At 64.6% G+C, this 19504-nt stretch carries 19 protein-coding genes and 2 pseudogenes; 16 read left to right on the forward strand and 5 right to left on the reverse strand.

Annotated features, from left to right (window positions below; genetic code table 11):
* Positions 1-64 precede the first annotated feature (64 nt).
* Positions 65-2086 carry an acyl CoA:acetate/3-ketoacid CoA transferase gene (locus tag BMW76_RS24325; protein ID WP_090869817.1) on the reverse strand — a complete coding sequence of 674 codons (2022 nt, stop codon included), beginning with the start codon at positions 2084-2086 and terminating at the stop codon, positions 65-67.
* Positions 2087-2594: 508 nt separating this feature from the next.
* Here BMW76_RS24325 and BMW76_RS24330 point away from each other — a divergent pair.
* Positions 2595-5006: a putative bifunctional diguanylate cyclase/phosphodiesterase gene (locus BMW76_RS24330; protein WP_245763354.1), complete on the forward strand. Its 2412-nt coding sequence runs from the start codon at positions 2595-2597 to the stop codon at positions 5004-5006.
* A gap of 45 nt (positions 5007-5051) precedes the next feature.
* Here BMW76_RS24330 and BMW76_RS24335 read toward each other — a convergent pair whose 3' ends face one another.
* On the reverse strand, positions 5052-6161 hold the full coding sequence (locus BMW76_RS24335) for a porin (protein ID WP_090869822.1): 1110 nt from the start codon (positions 6159-6161) through the stop codon (positions 5052-5054).
* A gap of 469 nt (positions 6162-6630) precedes the next feature.
* Between BMW76_RS24335 and BMW76_RS24345 the strand changes: the two are divergent.
* From BMW76_RS24345 to BMW76_RS24400, 13 genes and pseudogenes are all read left to right on the forward strand, one after another.
* Positions 6631-7761 (forward strand): annotated as a pseudogene (locus BMW76_RS24345) (methyl-accepting chemotaxis protein); the annotation flags it as partial.
* A 202-nt stretch (positions 7762-7963) separates the two neighbouring features.
* The gene (locus BMW76_RS24350; protein WP_090869826.1) at positions 7964-8695 is read left to right on the forward strand and encodes a hypothetical protein; all 732 of its coding nucleotides are present in this window, start codon (positions 7964-7966) and stop codon (positions 8693-8695) included.
* Between the two features lie 217 nt (positions 8696-8912).
* On the forward strand, positions 8913-9164 hold the full coding sequence (locus BMW76_RS24355) for a helix-turn-helix transcriptional regulator (RefSeq protein ID WP_090869828.1): 252 nt from the start codon (positions 8913-8915) through the stop codon (positions 9162-9164).
* 188 nt (positions 9165-9352) lie between these two features.
* Positions 9353-10009, forward strand: coding sequence for a ParB N-terminal domain-containing protein (locus BMW76_RS24360; RefSeq protein WP_245763355.1), 657 nt, complete (start codon positions 9353-9355; stop codon positions 10007-10009).
* On the forward strand, positions 10006-10434 hold the full coding sequence (locus BMW76_RS24365) for a hypothetical protein (RefSeq protein WP_090869833.1): 429 nt from the start codon (positions 10006-10008) through the stop codon (positions 10432-10434). The genes BMW76_RS24360 and BMW76_RS24365 overlap by 4 nt, the downstream gene beginning before the upstream one ends.
* Complete coding sequence (locus BMW76_RS40470) at positions 10424-10864, forward strand: helix-turn-helix domain-containing protein (protein WP_143062303.1); 441 nt, start codon at positions 10424-10426, stop codon at positions 10862-10864. Before BMW76_RS24365 ends, BMW76_RS40470 begins: the two co-directional genes overlap by 11 nt.
* Before the next feature lie 191 nt (positions 10865-11055).
* Positions 11056-11376: a hypothetical protein gene (locus BMW76_RS24370; protein WP_143062304.1), complete on the forward strand. Its 321-nt coding sequence runs from the start codon at positions 11056-11058 to the stop codon at positions 11374-11376.
* Positions 11373-11786, forward strand: a complete 414-nt coding sequence (locus BMW76_RS24375; RefSeq protein WP_090869837.1) for a hypothetical protein — start codon at positions 11373-11375, stop codon at positions 11784-11786. Before BMW76_RS24370 ends, BMW76_RS24375 begins: the two co-directional genes overlap by 4 nt.
* Before the next feature lie 64 nt (positions 11787-11850).
* Entirely contained in the window at positions 11851-12060 is a 210-nt protein-coding gene (locus BMW76_RS24380; protein ID WP_090869839.1) for a hypothetical protein, read from the forward strand.
* A 49-nt stretch (positions 12061-12109) separates the two neighbouring features.
* Positions 12110-12736 carry an HK97 family phage prohead protease gene (locus BMW76_RS24385; protein WP_090869842.1) on the forward strand — a complete coding sequence of 209 codons (627 nt, stop codon included), beginning with the start codon at positions 12110-12112 and terminating at the stop codon, positions 12734-12736.
* 33 nt (positions 12737-12769) lie between these two features.
* Positions 12770-13939 carry a phage major capsid protein gene (locus BMW76_RS24390; protein WP_090869844.1) on the forward strand — a complete coding sequence of 390 codons (1170 nt, stop codon included), beginning with the start codon at positions 12770-12772 and terminating at the stop codon, positions 13937-13939.
* Between the two features lie 176 nt (positions 13940-14115).
* Complete coding sequence (locus BMW76_RS24395; protein ID WP_090869846.1) at positions 14116-14589, forward strand: hypothetical protein; 474 nt, start codon at positions 14116-14118, stop codon at positions 14587-14589.
* A gap of 717 nt (positions 14590-15306) precedes the next feature.
* Positions 15307-15684, forward strand: a complete 378-nt coding sequence (locus BMW76_RS24400; RefSeq protein ID WP_090869849.1) for a hypothetical protein — start codon at positions 15307-15309, stop codon at positions 15682-15684.
* Here BMW76_RS24400 and BMW76_RS24405 read toward each other — a convergent pair whose 3' ends face one another.
* Positions 15685-15981 carry a hypothetical protein gene (locus tag BMW76_RS24405; RefSeq protein ID WP_090869851.1) on the reverse strand — a complete coding sequence of 99 codons (297 nt, stop codon included), beginning with the start codon at positions 15979-15981 and terminating at the stop codon, positions 15685-15687.
* 52 nt (positions 15982-16033) lie between these two features.
* Positions 16034-17311, reverse strand: coding sequence for a tyrosine-type recombinase/integrase (locus BMW76_RS24410; protein ID WP_090869853.1), 1278 nt, complete (start codon positions 17309-17311; stop codon positions 16034-16036).
* A gap of 165 nt (positions 17312-17476) precedes the next feature.
* On the opposite strand from BMW76_RS24410, the pseudogene BMW76_RS24415 reads away from it, so the two are divergent.
* Positions 17477-18040: pseudogene (locus tag BMW76_RS24415) on the forward strand (methyl-accepting chemotaxis protein); the annotation flags it as partial.
* 184 nt (positions 18041-18224) lie between these two features.
* Here BMW76_RS24415 and BMW76_RS24420 read toward each other — a convergent pair.
* A complete protein-coding gene (locus BMW76_RS24420) occupies positions 18225-18746 on the reverse strand; it encodes a methylated-DNA--[protein]-cysteine S-methyltransferase (RefSeq protein WP_090869926.1) in 522 nt (173 codons plus the stop codon).
* Positions 18747-19232: 486 nt separating this feature from the next.
* On the opposite strand from BMW76_RS24420, the gene BMW76_RS24425 reads away from it, so the two are divergent.
* Positions 19233-19484 carry a hypothetical protein gene (locus BMW76_RS24425; RefSeq protein ID WP_012403560.1) on the forward strand — a complete coding sequence of 84 codons (252 nt, stop codon included), beginning with the start codon at positions 19233-19235 and terminating at the stop codon, positions 19482-19484.
* The last annotated feature ends 20 nt before the right edge of the window (positions 19485-19504 follow it).

A 19504-nucleotide genomic window follows, 5' to 3' on the forward strand; every position in this document is an offset into this window, starting at 1 on the left:
TCGTGCAGAAAGCGCTATTTTCGCATGGTCATCGTGAGTGATTCATGTCGGCGTGCACGCGCGTTCATCGATGAGTCGGCGTGTCGCCCGGACGTTCGTTGATATATGGCGCGACGTCGCGCTCCTCCAGCGCGTCGCCGAGCTTCATGCGCAGGAAGCTGCTCGTCGTGTAGCGCGTCACGCCCGAATAGAACGTGTTGACGAGCTTCGTCACCATCGCCGAATAGCTGGGGATCAGCTCGGGATTGATCGAGAAGTTGTCGTAGTTGATGATCGCCTGCGGCTTGATCCGCACGCCCGACAAGCGCGACTCGACCTCCTGCCGGATCGCGTCCACCTGTTCCGCCGACGTCACCTGCAAGCCCTCGAAGTTCACGAAGAACATATTCTTCTCGGCGTCGTAATTGAAGCGCTCTTCGAGCGGCAGGCATAAGAGCATCGTGCGCAAGCCCATCGGCCCGGCGCGAAAGATACGCTCGTCCATCAGACGCGGCGGCCGCTCGATGATCGGCGTAAAGCCCATCTGCGCAACGATGTCGTTCTGCACGTCGATGCCGGGCGCGACTTCCGTCAGTTCGAGACCGTGCGGCGTCAGCGCGAACACGCAGCGCTCGGTGATGTACAGCACCGGCTGTCCGCGCTTTGCCGCATATTCGCCGCTGAACGTGCGGTGCTCGACTTCGTCGACGAACTTCTGGCTCGCGCCCTCGCGATTGATCCGCAGGCGGCCGTCTGCAATCGTCACATCGAGATTGCCCGCGTTGAACGTGCCGACGAACACGACGCGCTTCGCGCTCTGGCTGATGTTGATGAAGCCGCCCGCGCCCGCGAGCTTCGGCCCGAACTTGCTGACGTTCAGATTGCCCTGGCGATCGGCCTGCGCGAGCCCTAGAAAGGCGACATCGAGACCGCCGCCATCATAGAAGTCGAACTGATACGGCTGATCGATGATTGCCTGCGTATTCGTCGCCGCGCCGAAATTCAGCCCGCCCGCCGGAATGCCGCCGATCACGCCGGGCTCCGTCGTCATCGTGAAGAGGTCAATCACGCCTTCCTCGTTCGCGACGTTCGCGATCCCTTCCGGCATGCCGATGCCCAGGTTCACGACGCTGTTCGCCATCAGTTCCATCGCGGCGCGCCGCGCGATGACCTTGCGCTCGGTGAGTTCCATCGCGGGCACTGAATTGGCGGGCACGCGCAGCTCGCTGGCGAACGCGGGCGAATAAGGTTCGGCAAACGTCTGCCAGTGATGCTCGGGCCGCGCGACCACGACGCAATCGACCATGATTCCCGGAATCTTCACCTGACGCGGATTGAGCGTGTTCGTATCGGCGAGCCGCTCGACCTGCACGATCACGATGCCGCCCGAATTGCGCGCCGCCATCGCAATTGCGAGCGCTTCGAGCGTGAGCGCCTCGCGCTCCATCGTGACGTTGCCGCTCGCGTCGGCCGTCGTGCCGCGAATGATCGCGACGTCGATCGGGAAGGTCTTGTAGAACAGATGCTCGTTGCCGCCGATGTGGATCAGCTCGACCAGGTCTTCCGTCGTCCGCGTGTTCAGCTTGCCGCCGCCATGACGCGGATCGACGAACGTGCCGAGGCCGATCGTCGACAGATGCCCCGGCTTGCCCGCGGCGATATCGCGGAACAGATGCGAAATGACGCCTTGCGGCAGGTTGTACGCCTCGATGCGCCCGTCGATGGCAAGCTGCTGCAGCTTCGGCACCAGTCCCCAATGCCCGCCGATCACGCGGCGCACGAGCCCTTCGTGCGCGAGATGGTTCAGCCCTTTCGCCTTGCCGTCGCCCTGGCCCGCCGCGTACACGAGCGTCAGATCGAGATGCGCGTTCGACGCGTCCGGCGTGCCCAATGCACCTGGCCCGCCCGACGTCGCCGCGTTCGCGTCGAAGAAGCGTTCTTCCAGCGCGATCGCCACTTCCTCCGCAAAGCCGACGCCGACGAAACCGCCCGTCGCGACGGTATCGCCGGGCCGGATCAGTTCGACGGCGGCGCGTGCGCTGACCACCTTGTCGCGCGCGACGTTGCGCTCGGTAACGGGAAACGGGTACTGGAATACGGCGCGCATGGGGTCTCCTTGCCGGGTCTTCTTCCGTACGACGCCGTCGCGGCCGCAGTAATGCGGAGGTTGCGCAATGGCGGCGATCGCGGCGCAACCGCCCGCCGTCGCGGCTTTCGCGGTGCCTGAACACGCAATTTAGCAAGCCGGCGCGGGATCGTCAGCATATATCGCCGACGACGGCGCGGCCCGTCCGGCAGCACGCAGTCATGCACAAACGATTCGCTTCACACCGGATTTTTCACGCGGACGCGAAGGTTAGCTAAGCAGACGTTCTTGATCACGCGTGGTTGCACGTGCAACGACAGGCGATGTTGTGGTTTGACCCGTAAAAACAGGCACAATCCGCGACAGGCTAAACAAAAATCCCGACGCGCCGTAAACAATTAAATCAGCGCCGCCTCGCACGCGCAGCAATAATTACCGCCAAAGCGGCTGGCTCCATGACAGGCATTTTCTTTCCCGAACCGATCTATTCAGCATCCGCCGCGCGTGGGTTCGATCACGCGCGCGGCGCGTGCTGCATCGATTGGCGCGCCGCGCCGGCGGCGATCCCGCGCGGCGTCTCGCGCGCTTTCTTGAAGGCGAGTCCGCAATGACGACGAGCCTTCCGTTGAAATCGCGCCGCAACGCGGCGAAAGTGTCGCGGCAGGATCAGCATTTTCTCGCGCTCGTGCTCGACGCGTGGTCGAGCCGGCGCGCGGTCGGGCCTGTGAGCTTCGCGATCAGCGTTGCGACTGGGATCGGCGCAGGCACGGCGGGCGTCGCGTTGCAAATGGCCTTGCGCTGGCCTGCCGTGCCGCTCGGCGTGCAAGTCGGAATCGGCGCGACTGCGGGCGTGCTCGCGATGATCGCGACGCGTCAGCGCTTCGCCGCGCAAAAGGCGCGGCAGGCGGCAGCAATGGCGCTCGCCAGTTCGTTCCTCGACGCGAGCCGCGATTGCGTCAAGCTGCTCGATCTGCAAGGGCACATGCTGCGCATCAACGATTACGGCGCCACGCTGATGGAAGCGTCCTCGCCCCGCGAGCTACAAGGCGCCGACTGGCTCGGCTTCTGGAAAGGCGACGACCACGACGCGGCGATGGCCGCATTCAAAAGCGCGCTCGGCGGCACGGCCGCGTCGTTTCGCGGCAGTTGCACGACGACGGCGGGCCAGCCGAAGTGGTGGGACTCGCAGCTCATTCCCGTCAAGGACCACGGCGGCAAGGTGATCGCCGTGGTGTGCGCGTCGCTCGACATCTCGAACCAGACGCGGCTGCTTGCGGAACTGCGCACGAAAAGCGAACTGATGTCGGAGATGGAAGCGCACGTGCAACTCGTGTTCTTCTCGTACAGCGCGAATTTCGAGTACTTCCATTACATCACGGCAGGCTCGTCGAACGTGTTCGGCATCGATCGCGAGGAGTTGCTGCGCAACCCGAACGGCTGGCTCGACCTCGTGGTGCCCGAAGACCGGGTGGCGCTGCAGGCGGAAATGCGCCGCGTGATGGCCGAATCGACGGAAGGACGCGCGCAGTACCGGATCAGAAAAGCCGACGGCACGGTGCACTGGCTTCGCAGCACCGGCTACCCGGTCCTCGACGACAACGGCAACGTGCTGCGGATCGTCGGCATCACGGAAGACGTGACGGCCGAACAGGAACGCATCGCCGAACTGGACCGGCTCGCGTACACGGATTCGCTGACGGGCCTCGCGAACCGCGCCGCGCTGCTGCGCGAAATCGAAAGCCGGTGCGCGGCGCGCAAGCCGTTTGGCCTGATGTTCGTCGACCTCGACCGCTTCAAGGTGCTCAACGATACGCTCGGCCATCTTGCCGCCGATCATCTGCTGCGCGACGTCGGCGGCGTCATCCGCCGTTCGCTGCCCGACGATGCGTATGTCGCGCGGCTGGGCGGCGACGAGTTCGCGGTGCTGATCGGCAGCGTCGTCGACAAGGCGGGGCTCGAAGCGCTCGCGCAGGCGCTGCTCGGCAGTCTTTCGGCGAATCGTCTGCAAGGCGGCGGAGCGGGCGCGTTCATCACGGCGTCGATCGGCATTTCGGTCTACCCGGAGCACGGCAGCGGCCATGATGCGCTGTTGTCCAGCGCGGATGTCGCGATGTACACCGCGAAGCAAACGGGCCGCAACGGCTACCAGTTCGCGGGCGAGGAAGCCGCGCGTACGATCGGCGATTTCGAACTCGAACGCGACGTGCCCGAGGCGCTCGCAACGAACCAGTTCTTCCTGCATTTTCAGACCATTCACGAGCCGCACTCGCTCGCAGTGCACAGCGCGGAAGCGCTGATCCGCTGGCAGCATCCCGCGCGCGGTCTGATTTCACCGAGCGATTTCATTCCGCTGCTCGAAGAGACCGGATTCGTGTCGGACGTCGGCGTGTGGGTGCTCGACCACGCGTTGCGCCAGCTCGCCGCGTGGCGTCAGGCGGGCGCGATGAATCTGGGCATCTCGGTGAATGTGTCGGCGCGGCAACTGGGCAACGAGCAGATCGTGCGCGACGTCGACCGCGCGCTCAAGCAGCACGGCATTCCGCCCGGCAAGCTCGAAATCGAGCTGACCGAAACGGCGCTGATGAAGAATCCGCAGCAGGCGCAAAAGTCGATCGTCGAACTGAAGCGGCTGGGCGTGCGTATCGCGATCGACGACTTCGGCACGGGCTATTCGAGCCTGATGTATCTCGCCGACTTCGCGCCGCACACGGTGAAGATCGACCGGCATTTCACGTCGAAGATCGAGCACGACCCGACGACGCAGACGATCGTCGAAGGCATCATCGGGCTTGCGCACAAGCTCGGTATCAAGGTGATCGCGGAAGGCGTCGAAAACGCCGCGCAGCTCGCCATCCTGCGCCGCGTGAATTGCGACTACGTGCAGGGCTTTCTGCTCAGCGAACCGCAGGCGCCCGAAGGCCTGATGACGCAGCGCGCCTGACGGCGTGATGACCGACGGCGCGCCGCGCTTTCCCGTCCGTCATCGTCAGAACCGGTGCCGCAAGCCCGCGCCGATCAGCACCTGATTGTGATTCGACGAAGGATCGGCCGTATTGATGACGGCCGGTGCGCCCGACGACGCGTGCTGATAAATCGCTTCCAGATAGGTGTCCGTGCGCTTCGAGAACTGATAGTCCGCCTGCACGCCGCCGTTGTGCCAGTGCGCGCCCGAGCCCTTCGTATACGTGTACGAGCCGGCGAGGGAAATGGTCGGCGTCAGCTGATAGATGCCGTTGACTTCGTAATTGGAAAAGCCGATGGACGGTGCCGACTCGCCCGTATCGATCACGACGACGCCGGCGTACGTCGAGCGCGACCAGGCCGCGGCCATCGTGAAATCGCCGATCGCGTAACTCACGCCGACGCCATACGTGTTCTGCGTCTGCACGCCGGCGTCGAACACGTCCGTCGCGCTGGGCAGCACGACGGGAGTGAATGCGCCCGCCGACGTGTTGCCACGCCCGTTCGCATGCAGATACGCGGCGCCCGCATTGAGCGCGCCGTTCTGGTAGCTTGCGCCGAAGCTGTACGCGCGGTTGTTTGCGAACTGCCCGGCGGCATTCGAGAACGCGTACATGCCGCCCAACGTGAGGCCGCCGAACGACGGGCTCGCGTACTTGACCGAGTTCGCGGCGAGGTACGAGTTGTTGGCGTTGTCGTTGTCGAACGGATGGGCGAACGCGGTGCCGCCCGTGCCGCCCGTCAGCGTGAACGGCGCGAAGTAGTCATGGATCAGGTCGTATTGGTGGCCGAACGTCACCGTGCCGAACTTCTCGTTGCCGAGGCCGACGTAGTACGGGTGATCGTTGAACATCTCGCCCGTCGTCACCGAATAGCCGCGCTCGAGCCGGAAGATCGCGCGGTTGCCGCCGCCCAGATCCTCGATGCCCTGCAAGCCCCAGTAGCTGCCGTCGACGAGGCCCGAAGTCGATTTCCACTGCGAATGGCCGCCGACGTTGTTGATATAGGCGAGCCCCGTGTCCAGTTCACCGTACAGCGTGACGCTGCTCTGTGCGTGCGCGCCTGTGCTGAGCGAGAGTAGTACGGCGGCCGCAGCTGCCGTTATGGCTGTCTTGTTGATCTTGTTCGCGGACATGCTCGGCTTCCCAAGGTTGAGTCGATTCGGATTCGAAGGCGACTTTTTATAGGAACGACAGCCATATGCACAAGTGGCGCGCATCAGTTGTGTTGCAGAGCAACACCCGACGCGCCGTAATATAACTTACAAAACGCGTACAGAAAGCCAATTATCGAGTTCGCGTGAAACACAAGCAAAGCGAAAAACATTTCGCCGGGCACCGCCTGTCCGAACGCCTGTCGATGCAATCCGGCGAGGCTTCGGCGCGCGGGCTTTTCCCGAAAGCGTACGCTCAATGCGCGTTCAAAAGCGTTGTTTCCGTGCGACGGCCGAGGCTTGCCGGATTGCGAAGGCTGCGCTAACACCGCGTTGCACGCTTACCCGACTCGAATACCAGGAATACCTCAAGCCCCGAGGGTCGATGCCGTTAAACCGTGGAGATTCAATCGGATGCGCAGGCATCCGGCAGTCCAGGGCAAAGAACTTAATGCGCAACAATCAGCCGGTTACCCAGAACGAGTACGACTACCCCTCGTCGCAGATGCTCGTGTCCGCGACCGACCTCAAAGGCAAGATCCAGTACTGCAATCCCGCCTTCATCGCCGTGTCGGGCTATTCGCGCGAAGAGCTGGTCGGCAAGCCGCACAACCTGATCCGCCATCCCGACATGCCCGCCGAAGCCTTCGCTGACATGTGGACGACGATCCGCGCGGGCCATCCGTGGTCGGCGCTCGTCAAGAACCGGCGCAAGAACGGCGATCATTATTGGGTGCGCGCGAGCGTCACGCCCGTCGTCGAAAACGGCACGCCCGTCGGCTATCTGAGCGTGCGCGTGAAGCCGGGCCGCGAGGAGGTGCGCAACGCCCAGGCGCTGTACGCGAAGATGCGCGCGGGAGAAGCGCGCGGCTACCGGCTGCAGCGAGGCGTGGTCGTGCGCACGGGTCTCGCCGGCCGGCTGCAGGCGCTGATGCGTCTGCCCGTGGCGACGCGCGCGACGATCGGCTATACAGTCGCCCCCGTCGCGCTGCTCGCGGCAGGCGTTGCGGCGTGGGGCGGGCTGCCGCCGCTGCCGTTCTGGATCGCGTTCGGCGTGACGGCTGCGACGAGCGCCGCTGCCGCGTATCTGCTATCGCGCCACCTGGCCCAGCCCGTCGACGCGATGTCGTCGTTCGCGACGCGCATGGCTGCCGGCGATCTGACCCAGGACCTGACGATCGCCCGCCACGACGACCTCGGCGACGTGCTGCAGGCGCTCAATCAGCTGAAGGCCAATCTCGCGGCGATCGTGTTCGACGTGCGTTCGCAGATCGGCGGAATGCTCGACGCCGCGCACGAGATTTCGACGGGCAACGTCGACCTCGCGCGCCGCACGGAAATGCAGGCGGCGTCGCTGGAAGAAACGGCCGCGACGATGGAGCAGCTGACCACGACCGTTCAGGCGAACGCCGACACGACCGTGCGCGCGCTCGATCTCGCGCGCGACGCGCAGGCCGCGGCTGCGCTCGGCGGGCAGGTTGCGCAGCAGGTCGAGCAGACGATGGCGGGCATCACGGAAGCGTCGAAACGCATCGCCGACATCACGGGCGTGATCGACGGCATCGCGTTCCAGACCAGTATGCGCAAATATACGTCAAGTTATTGATTGAAAAGATCTTTTTCTGTAGGCGTTTTTTCAGCTAGCCACCCGGCCAGCCAAAATCGCGACGATGCGAGACGGCGCGATTGTCCGCGAAGCCAGCACGAAGCAGCGCGCAGCGGTACGAGACGGCGCGAAGCAGCGCAATAATAACGGCTCGTTTCGATGTCAATCGTGGAGGCCTATGGACGCCCGCTCGCAGCAGCAAATCAACCGGCACTGGTCGCTGGTCGACCCGCTCTCGGTACGTCAGGCGGCGGCGCTCGTCGCTGGCGTCGATCCGGACTATGTCGCGCCGGATGACAGCGCGATTGTTGACCCGGAAACCAGCGCGCCTGGCAGCGCCGCCCTTGCGAGCAGCTACCGGACCGTGCTGGCCGCAATCAGGCAGGCCGTCATGGCTCAAACGCTACCGGCTCGTATCCGGCACTCGGCATGGGAGCGTGGCTGGAGCGAGGAGCCGGAAGAGGACGAGAAGATCGCCCGTCACGTCACGATCCGTAACGGCGGCTGGGATGACCTCGACGCGGACGGTGAAGTAAAGCGGCGCGACATGATCTGGCGCGTCGCGCCGGACTGGAACCTCACCACGCTCACGCGTGCCGATCTGACGGCGTGGCTCAGGTCACGCGGGCATACGGACGGCTTCTTCTTTCCCGGCGACACGACGCAGGCCGGCGCGACTCCCGGCTATCTCGATCCGCAGCACCCGCGTTATTCGCCCAAGCTGGTCGCCGCGGTGCGCGCATGGGAAGCAGTCACGCAATCGGACGGACGCAGCCCCAAGCGCGCGCTCGAAGCCTGGCTGCGTGAACACGCCAGCGAGTACGGGCTGACCGACGACGCGATCGAACAGATTTCGAAAATCTGCAACTGGCGACCGGGCGGCGGCGCGCCGAAAACGTCCGGCGACTGAAACCTGCCCACCCCTCGAAGCCCCGCCGTACGGACCTCGAAGCTTTCAGTACGCGAGAACCTGTCCACCCCTTCGGCGCTAACCTACCCACCCCTTCCCGTCAAACGGGTGGCCAGGTTTTTTGAACCCGCCCACCTATTCAACGCCGCCATGCGTGACCGAATATGTGTTCACCGACGCTAGTCGGATCGAACGCCAACCCTCGGGAGCGCACGCAATGAAGACGACTCAATCTCAGCCTCAACCGTTGCAGCCGCAACGTCTGCTTCGCCGTCGCGAGGTCGAAGCGCTGGCTTCGCTGAACCGGACCGCGCTGTATGCGGCCATCAAGCGCGGCGATTTTCCGGCGCCGAAAAGGTTGCCCGGCAGCAATGCCGTTCGGTGGATTGCAGCCGATGTCGAGCAGTGGATTTCGAATCTTGAAAGCAGCCCGTCCGACGCGATGACGGCCGCCGGCGAGCCGGCCTAATGGGGGGCCGCCATGTCCTCCGCAAAAGAAAAGGCCCGCCGCGTTCGCGCCGCGGGCCGTAACGCGTCCGTTGGCAGACGCGGTCAAGGATGCCGTTGCGAGCATAGGCTGCGTGGCGCGCCGTCGCAAGTGCGGAGGCCGTCATGAACGCCCCGTATCAACTGATGCCGCCGCTGTCGCCCGTCGAGATGGCGGAACTGCGCGCGAGCATCGAGGCCCACGGCGTACAAGTGCCGATCATCGTCGACGAGCACGGCAATACCATTGACGGCCACCATCGCCAGAAGCTCGCCGCCGAACTCGGCATCGAATACCCGCGCGAGGTGCGCGAGGGCCTGAGCGACGACGAGAAGCGGATGCTGGCGCTGACGCTCAACACGAAGCGCCGCATGCTGACGCCCGAGCAGATTCGCGAGGTAATCGGGAAAGCCCTGCACATCGCGCCGGAACGTTCTGATCGGCACGTTGCCGCCGATCTGCGCGTCGATCACAAGACGGTCGCAAGCGTGCGCCGTGAGCAGGAGGACGTGGGGAAGCTTCCCCACATCGAAAAACGCATCGATACACAAGGCCGGCGACAACCCGCGACGAAGCCGACCGCCGTATCGACGCCCGCGCGCAAGCCCTCGAAACCCAAAGCGCCGCCGCCCGTTGTAGAGCGCGTGGTGCCGCCGCCCGAACTGCGCGAGCCGCTGGCCGAATTCGATGCCGTGGTAAAGGCCGAACTCGACAAGCTCGAACGTGTGACCTACGGCAAGCCCGCCGCCTACGCGCTGCGCAGGGTATGCAACCGGCTGCGCGCGGCAGTTTCCGAATTGCTGCGCGCGGCGAAGGCGGGCGTATGAGCGCCGCCGCTCTGCTCGACCGGCTCGATGGTGTGGTCCGCTATGGCGAAGGCCGCTGGCGCGCGCGCTGCCCGGTGTGCGACTCGCGCCGTGATGCGCTCGCGATTACCGAAACCGACGATGGCGTGGTGCTGCTGCACTGCTTTCGCAATCAGTGCGCAGCCGTCGATATTGCGGGTGCAGTCGGTCTTGACGCATCGGCATTGTTCCCGCCGCGTATCGAAGGCGTCCATGCGACGAAGCCCGTCAAGCGCCGCTTCAAGGCCGCGCAGGTGCTCAGTGCCGTGAATCTTGAACTGATCGAAGTGCTGATCATCGTCGGCGCGATCCTTCGGCGCGGCTCGGTCACGTCGACAGAGTACGAGCGCCTGAAGATCTCGGTGCGTCGCGTGAGCCTCGCGGAGGGCGCGACCCATGAACGATGACAGGGTGCCGAACTACGCAACGCTGCGACTCCACCACCTCGCGCATCGACGGTTGCGCCAGTACCCGTTTGAAGATCATCGACGCGGCGTGATTTACGGCGTGCTGATCGATCACATGGACATCGAGCGCACGTGCTGGCCCGGTGCTGAACTACTCGGACGCGAGGCGTATTGCAGCAAGCCGACCGTGCTCAAGATTCTCAGGGAATTCGAAAGGGATGGGCTCGTTTTTTTTATCGATCCGGTCGTTCGAGGTGGCAGGAAAGGGCGTCGAATCCGTGTCAATTTCGAGTGTCTCGCGCAACGCGTAGCGGTAAAGCATGACTTAACCGCTGGAAAAACACTAGCGGTAAAGCCTGTCTTAACCGCTAACGGAAATTTAGCGGTAAAAAAAGCGGCTTTTCGTGGTCGCGTAGCGGTAAAGCCATGAGTTATCCCGAAGTGTAAACATGAAGTAGGAGGGCTCCGGCGTTCGTGGTCCGCAAGGGCCGATGAAAAAGCGACGTTCGACGGAAAGCCGCTTACCCGTCGAACGATGCAGTTCAAACCACGCTCGCGAACCGCATGCGTTTGAACAACACCACATCCGCGCGCGAAGCATTATCGAAACAGGAGGCAGGCATGAAGGACGAGAAAGAAGTCACGTTCAGCGAAGCATCTGGACTGGTCGGCCGTTTTTTTCACGTGATGCACGGCCGTCGTATCCGGTATCAGGGCCGTGTCGTCGCGCAGATCGATGCGACGCGCTACCTGTGCCAGTTCTACGAGTTTCTGCTCGGTCAGCCGAATACGCTTCACGTGTTCAACCTCGACGATATGGTCTGGAAGGACGGTGAAGGGGCGGCGTCGTTCCAGTTCTACGACGACGCCGAGCACTGGCGCAACTGGTTCGAACATTGCCGGGAGCGCGATGCCTCGGCCACCGCAGGAGAGCCGTCATGACCAGCCATCTCGACCAGTTCAGTGACGCCGAGCGCTATGCGCTGGACGCTATCGCGAACCTGCACGACGCCATACGTGAAGCGACAGGCACACACACGAGCTTCTGTGCGCACGGTATCGAGGACATGCTCGATTGCGCGCGCGTATTCATCGATGCGATGGACACGATCTATGCCGACGGGCGGCTGCTCGCGGAACTCGGACGCCGGCAGACGAACCGGCTCAGCGTCGTCTCGCCCGCATGTGTCCCCGGTGGCGTCAGCGAAGCCGAACTGCTGGCCTTCTACGGCGACCCCGCGAATCTGGCGGCCGCAGGTGTCGTGGCGCTACGCGAATGCAGTGCAAACCTCAGAGGCTGGCTGCGCGCGTGCAACGAGATGCTCGATGCGCGCGAACGTCCGCTCAACTAGGCTTGCCTCGCTAGCCGCTGCGCGATAGTTTGCAGGACGAGGCAACCACTCGCGGAGCGGCGTCATGAACGACAACGTTGCACACGTGGCATTCGTGCGCATCACGCACGACATTCTGGCCGGCCTGATGGTTCCGGTCGCGCCGCCTCTCGATCGAGAAGCCATCCACGACCGTATCCCGCACGGCCCGCTAACGACCGTCGAGCAACGGCGGCAATACGAACGCGAACGCAAGGCGCGTTATCGCGCATCGCACGGAAGGACTAGCGCTTGACGCCGGTCGTGTCGGCGTCGAGACTCATAGCAACGCGAGGGGAGCTAGCATGGAAAAGAGCTTTGAATTGCTAATCAAGTCGGCCAGTTCCGGCGAGTTCTCCGGCTGGGCGTCGACCTACGAGCCCGACCTCGTGAACGACCAGATCATGCCCGGCGCGTTCGATGAGACGCTCGGCCGCTGGCGCGGCAAGGGCATGTGGCCCGCGCTGCTGTGGCATCACCACATGGACGAGCCGGTCGGCGCGATCACGGATCTGACGGCGACCGACAAGGGGCTGCATCTGCGCGGCAAGCTCGCGTCGCTCGGACGTGGCCCGCAGGCGCGCGAACTGATGACGATGGGCACGCTGCGCGGCCTGTCGATCGGATTCCAGGCGAAGCGTGAGGAAATGGACGCGGCGAGCGGCCTGAACAGAATCTACACGGTCGACCTGTACGAGGTAAGTCTGTGCTCGGTGCCCGCCAACACCAGCGCGATGGTCACGAGCCTCGCGAAAGGACTGACGAGCGAGCGCATCGCGGAGCAGCGCCTAAGGGATTTAGGCGTGAGCCGCCGCGAAGCGCTCGCGTTTCTAGCCGCACTCAAGGGTCTGGAGGTGGCGCCGAGGGAATCGGCAGCGGCCACGGCGGACGTGCTGGCGCTGATCGCGCAACCCGTCAGGCTGCGACGCTGACACGCGCGGTCATAACCGACATTGAGGTCAATCATGGCCGAATTACTGGAGCAGATTCAGGAAGCGCTGGAGAAGCGCGATGGAGAGGTTCAGAAGGTCATCACGAAGGCGCTCGCCGATATCGCCGCGCTGCAGGCGAAGAGCGAGCAGCACGGCGTCAACCTGATCGACCTGGCACAGAAGGTCGCGGGCCGGCTCGAAGGCGGCAGCGGTGGCGGTGCCGGCGGCGGCAGCGAGACCCTGGGCGATCTGGTGACGAAGAGCGACATGCTCACGCGCTGGAAGTCGGGCGATGCCCGGGTCGTGCGCGCCGAGGTGCCGTTCAACCTGCACTCGAAGGCCGCGATCCTGAGCAACGTGGGCGACGCAACCGCGGGCTTTCCCGTGATGCCCGACTTTCAGGTCGCGCCGTCGCTCGCGGTGCCGCGCTTCTGGCGCGCGCTGTACAGCCGCCCGACGTCATCCAACGCGATCGAGACCGTGACCGCGACGCCGGGTGGTGCGACGGGCGCCGATGCGGTCAGCGAAGGTGCGCTCAAGCCCGAGGCGTCGCTCTCGTATGGTCCCGCGACGGTGCCGGTCGTCACGGTCGCCTACTGGGCGTTGTGCTCGCGGCAGCTGATGGAGGACAGCGCGGCGTTCGGGATGTATCTGAACGGGGAAATGCGCAACGGCCTCGACGCGAAGATCGATGCCGAGGTGATCAACGGCTCGGGCGTCGCGCCGCACATGGAGGGGCTCGTGAGCGCGTCTACGCCGTGGGTGCCGGCCGCCGGTTCGATCGGCTTCGACCAGCTGATCAGCGCGGTCGTCACGCTGCGCGCGAACGGCGCGAGCAAGGTCGTGATTGGCACGAGCATCGCGGACTATCTGGCGACGATGCTGGTGAAGACCTCGACCGGCGAGTACGTGATCTCGCCCGGGGCGAACCTGCTCGCGATGATCGGCGCGGTGATCGTGCCGTGCTCGGCGGTACCGGCGGGCAACTTCACGGCGGTAGGCACGCCCGAAGGTGCGTACATCGCCCTGCGAAACGACATCGTGGTCGAGGTCTCGCGCGAAGACATGGACAACTTCCGCAAGAACCTCGTCACGACACTCGTCGAGGCCCGCATGGCACTGGTCGTGCAGCGTCCGAACCTGTGCCTGTACGGGCCGCTGACGCCGCCGGTCGTTCCACTGGCCGTAGCGAAGAAGTCGTAAAGGCTTGCGTGCCGTCCCGCCTCCCTCGTTGATCGGTCGTGCGGGCGATGACGGCGCACCCACGGGGCGCGCGGGACCCGGCAAGACTCCCGCGCAAGCGCATGTCCATGATCGTTGTTCACGGCCCGTTCACACACCCGTGCGGGCCGTTTTTTCCGACCGGTGAGGAAACCGCAATGGAAACGACCTCAACTTCTTACGTGACCTTCGAAGCGGCCGGTCTGCCGTGCGTCATGTTTGTCACGCTTGCCGAGGTATGGCTCGCGTGTGTCGAGGTCTCGCGCGATCACGCGCTCTATCGATGCCGGCGCGAAGTCGAGGTCGCGGTACCCGATACGCTCGCGGGTCTGAGCGTCACGCCTGAACGCGTGTGTATTGCGGACATGGGCGTCGCGAAGCTGCCGCCCGTCCTCGAGGCGGGCGCGAGCCTGCCCGCGTCGATCCTGCTGGCGTGCCCCGGCGGGATCATGTACACGGGCGTTCCGTTCGGAACGTCGTCCAGGGGGAAGTGGTGGATCGGCTTCCACATGCCGGGCGATAGCTCGCAGGACGAGGTACGCGCGGAGCTTGAACAGTTCGCGGTGCTGGTGGCCGCGCTCGCGCACGCGCCGATCACGGGCGGACCCGAACCGTATCACGAGATTCCCTAGAAGTCGTCCCTGGGTACGGCCGCGACACGCAGCGCGGTATCCTTCTGGCGCTTCGACATGCCCGCATCAGTCGCGGCGTATTCGCGGGTCAACTTCGTATCGTTAGCGATACGAGGTTCAATATCGGTCCGCGCGCCTTGCGCGGGTTTGATTTGCGCGAGCAGTTCGCCACAGCGGCGCGTCGCGCGCGCCTGTATGCGTCACGCTTTCGGCAGTGCACTCGTTGTACCGCCGATGGCCCGCCAGCCGACGCATATTTGCGCTCGCTGACGGCTGAATTTTCAGCCCATCCCCCTTAGCGTGAAACGCGCTCGCGGTCCGTTTGACCCCCGGCGAATTGAAAAGCGGTCAATGAGACAAACGAGATCGCGGGGTGTTTGACGAAGGGCCTTTTGACTTTTCACCCGCCCCTCCGGTCGGCCGCTGCCGTTTTGAACCCAGGGTTTACCGGTGGTGACGGCGGCGCACGCACGATGAAAGACTGTCGCCGTATCCCGCCCGGTCTGGTGACTCCTAACCCAGCCGGTCGCGGCCGATTCAGGGCATGGTCTGGAAGGTTCGTCTCGACGTATCTCGGACCTTGGGTGTCGTGTGTGCGGGCAGCGGGATATACCACGCACGACGCTCCACTTCCTTTCGCGCATCCGCACGAGAGGCAACTGTCACGCACGCGCTCACTCTCGACGCGCGTCGTGAGCTTTTGTTGTGGAGACAAGCATGCATATCCCTGACACTTCCCTTTCCCCTGTACGCGAGCGTGAGCAGGCCGAAGCCGTCGCGCAAGACGAGCGTCAGTACGCGCGCGCGTTCGCACAGGGCCAGCAGGCGGCGCTAACGCTGCTGCATCCGCACGAGGCGCGAGCCATCGCCGGTATCAGCACGCAGTACATCATCGATGACGACTGGTATCCGGTGCCCGCGTATGGCTGGGGCTTGGACCTGTACATGGCGGCACACGGTCTGGACGATCCGTGCGACGCGAGCCGCGATGACATCGAGAGCTTCGCCGAGAAGCTGCTCGGCACCGCGTACCCGGACGCCGTCGCGGTCTGCGGGTTCATCGGCGGCGTAGCCGACGTGGTTGACCGTCTGTAGTCAAGAACCGGCAGCGGGGCCGCAAATCGGGCGCTGGCTGGCTTCGGACGGCTTCGGATATGCGCTGGCATCGGCGAGCGGCCGCGAAGCCGCCGGCGAGTCGTTTCGCGATGCGGTGCGACGCGCCAGAACGCGCGTGGTGACGTTCGCGGCGCCGGTCGATGCGGATGCAACGGTCGAGCGGCGCGGACCGATCTGGCGCCGTTCTGGCGCGCTCTGCGCGTGTCCGGCCGTCAGCACGTACACGAGCGCGACCAGTTCGCAGATCACGTCGTCCAGAAACGACAAACCCGCCACGTCGGGCGGGTTCGTTCGGACTGCGGACCGCCACGACGGGCGGTTCATACGTTCAGGCTGCGACGTTCACATTGAGCGGCGTCACGTTGCTATCGACGGCTCGCCCGTGCAGGTAGTTCGTCCATTGCCCCAGCAGGCGCGCGCGGCGCACATACATCGAATCGCGCTGATATGCCGCCGCCGTCTGTCCCTTCGGACGGTGCGCAAGCTGGCGCTCGCCAAGGCGGGGATCGTAGCCGTTGGCGTCGACCCATCCGCGAAAGCACGCGCGGCATCCGTGTGGCACGGGCGTGCGTCCCGGCGTGTCCGACGCCACGCCGGTCTCGCGGAAGAAGTCCTGCAACGGCACATCGGGCATCGCGTTCGTGCCGAAGGTATTCGGGAACACGTACGTCTTGTGCAGCCCGGTATCGCGCATCGCACGCAGCAGCGCGACGACCTCGGGCACGAGCGGGACGTCGTGCTCGATACGGCCTTTCATCCGTTCGCCGGGTATCAGCCAGCGGCCAGCGTCGAGATCGAATTCGTCCCACGTCGCCTCTCGCACCTCGTTCGGACGTACCGCCGTATGCAGCAGCACGAACGCGCAGGCGCGCACGGTATCGGTCGGCTCGATGCCCGACAGGTGGTCCCGCACGAACGCGGGCGCGGCTTCGTGCGGCAGCGCCGGCTGGTGCTTCGACTTGTGCGCGCCGCCCTTGCGGCCTGGCATCAGTTTGCGCGCGCTCGGTACCGGATTGCTGACGACGTGCTCGGGCCATTGTGCAACGGCGTGGTCCATTGTCTGCGACGCGCGCTGCAATACGTCCGCGGCGACCTTCGGATATTCGACCCACGCCACCGCCAGCGCCTCGGCAAAGTCGCGCGGCTTGAGCGTATCGATGCCGCGCCCGAGCAGCGGCGCGAGATGGCGCCTGATGCTGCTGATCCACGCCCGCGCGTTCGCGTCGTCGGGATGCTTCCAGCCGGACTTCAGCTGCTTGTGCTTCGCTTCGGCGGCTTGCCCGAAGGTCGGGACCGTCGCGTCGCGCGCCGCCGCCGCCTTCTCGCGCTTGCGTTCCTCGATCGGGTCGCGCCCCGCGTCGACCAGTTTGCGCATCGCCTGCGCGAGTTCGCGCGCCTCGGCCAGGCTGACAGTCGCAAGCGTACCTAGCCCCATCGTGCGCCGTGCGACGTTACCCTTTTTGTTTTTATGCACTGGCGACATGTAGCGGTACATCCACTTCGCGCCGTTCGCGGTGCCTTCGGCGATCAGACCGGGCGTCAGCGAATCGGTGACCTGCTCGGCGGGTTTCAGCGCCTTCACGGCGGCCGTTGTAAGTTTTGGCATTTCAGTTTTCTCTCGGTTTTCGGCTAGCCACGCAGCTAGCCATCAGATCGATGCTTGGCGCGGTACGAAAATCTCGTCTCTCGGAACAAAACGTACTGTAGAGCATTGATTATACTGCGTTTTAACGCACAAATACGAACCGATCCGATTCTATTCGGAACGCATGTCGCATTTCAGACCAACATCCTCGCGCTCAACGCCGCCGTCGAGGCCGCGCGCGCAGGCGAGGCGGGCCGTTCGTTCGCGGTCGTCGCAAGCGAGGTGCGCATGCTCGCGCAGCGTTGCGCGGCGTCATCGAAGGAAATCAAGCAGGTCATCGATACGACGGTGAGCGAAGTCTCGCAAGGCACCGAACTGGTCGCGCGCACGACGGCGCAGATGGCCGTGATCGACGAGGCCGTGGCGCGCGTGTCGTCGCTGATCGTCGAAGTGGCGAATGCGAGCAGCGAACAGGCTGACGGCATCAGCCAGATCAACCAGGCCGTCTCGCATCTGGACAGCGCGACGCAGCAGAACGCCGCGTTGGTCGAGCAGGCCGCCGCGACGGCGCAGCGTCTCGCAGAACAGGCCGATGTGCTCGACGAAGCGGTGCGGCTCTTCACGGTTGCGGGCGCGCCCACGTCGCGTGCCCCGCGCAAGGCGTCCACTCACGCGTCCGCGCCGCCGCGCGGCCCGGCGACAACCGCTCACACGATTCGCGCCGAATCCGAAGACGATGCTTTGGTCTGATGGATCATCGTTACTCCCATCTCGACAGCGCGCAATTGTCCGATGAAGATACGACGGTCAGCGCCCAGGATTGCATGCGGGCCGGCTGACCCGAGTAACAACGGCGTTTATGTAGCCCGCCCCTTTGTGGACGGGCTATTTTTTATCCGCTCGCCTATGTTTGATGTCCGCCCGTGCGTCTCGCTCAATCGGCAGCGAGCAACTCGAGCTGCTGAGGCGCTTTCGACATCGGGCGTTCGAGCGTCAGCAGCGCTTCCTTCCGGTGCAGGCCGCCCGCATAGCCGGTCAGATCGCCTGCGCTCGAAATCACGCGATGGCACGGCACGACGATCGAGATCGGGTTGCGCCCGTTCGCGGCGCCGACCGCGCGCGATGCCGACAGCGGCAAGCCGAGCCGCCGCGCGATGCTGCCGTAGCTGGCCGTCTCGCCGTATGGAATCGTCACGAGCTGTTCCCACACATCGCGCTGGAACGCGCTGCCCAGCATGCGCAGCCGCAGCGTGAACTGCTGCCGCTCGCCCGCAAAGTATTCGCCGAGCTGCTCGCGCGCCTGATGCAGCACGCGCGAAGGCGCGAGCGTCGTGAGCGCCGCGTCGGCGGCCGGAAAATACTTCTGGCCGACGAAGAACACACCCGTCAGCGAATCGTCTTCCGCGCGCAGCAGAATATCGCCGAGCGGACTCGGCATCGACATGCATTGCTTCATGAGACCCTCCTGCAAGATCACCAAGCGGCGCTCGAAGCGAGGCATCGATCGGGGACGCAGTTCCACGATTCGCCGCGACGCAGCGTTGCGTGCTGCGCTCAGATGCCACCCAAGCCGCCTTCCATCAGTACCGACTTTAGCGCAGCACGCCGCGACGCCGCCTCCTGAAACTTGCGCTAATACACTCAAGCGTCACTGCCATGACAGTGCGCGCAAGCGCACCGCAAACAGATGCGGAGAACGCGTCTGACGCGCGAGTCGAACGCGCCGCGCGCACGCGCGCCGCCCGGGCGAAAATCGCCGCATCCTGCCGGAAGCCGCGCCAGCCTTGTCTCTGCCCGCAGCGCCTGGTCCCTCTGATGCGTCGCGCACGACTCACCCGCATAATCGCGGGAGTGTGAGCGCCACGCGACAGACGGCGCGCGGCGCTACCCCTTACAATGCCTGTTCAGCAACGTCGTTCAATCACGCAAGAGGGAATTTTCGATGCGCACCACCGGGTCTTCCGGGGCAATGGCCCTGCTCACCGAGCACGACGACGCAACGGGTCGCGAACTACGCTCGCTGCGCCTCGAATCGACAGAAGACGGTAAAGGCATTCTTCTGATCGAGGTCGATGAACGCAAGCCGGGCATCCACCGCGAGGTGCGTTATGAAATCACGCCGGCGGAACTGATCGCGGCCATCCGTGCGCATGGCGCCGAACTGCCGGGCGAGCAGCACAATCACCGGCAATAATTCTCAGCAGTCAACCGTCG

The organism is Paraburkholderia diazotrophica, from assembly GCF_900108945.1.
GTDB lineage: Bacteria > Pseudomonadota > Gammaproteobacteria > Burkholderiales > Burkholderiaceae > Paraburkholderia > Paraburkholderia diazotrophica.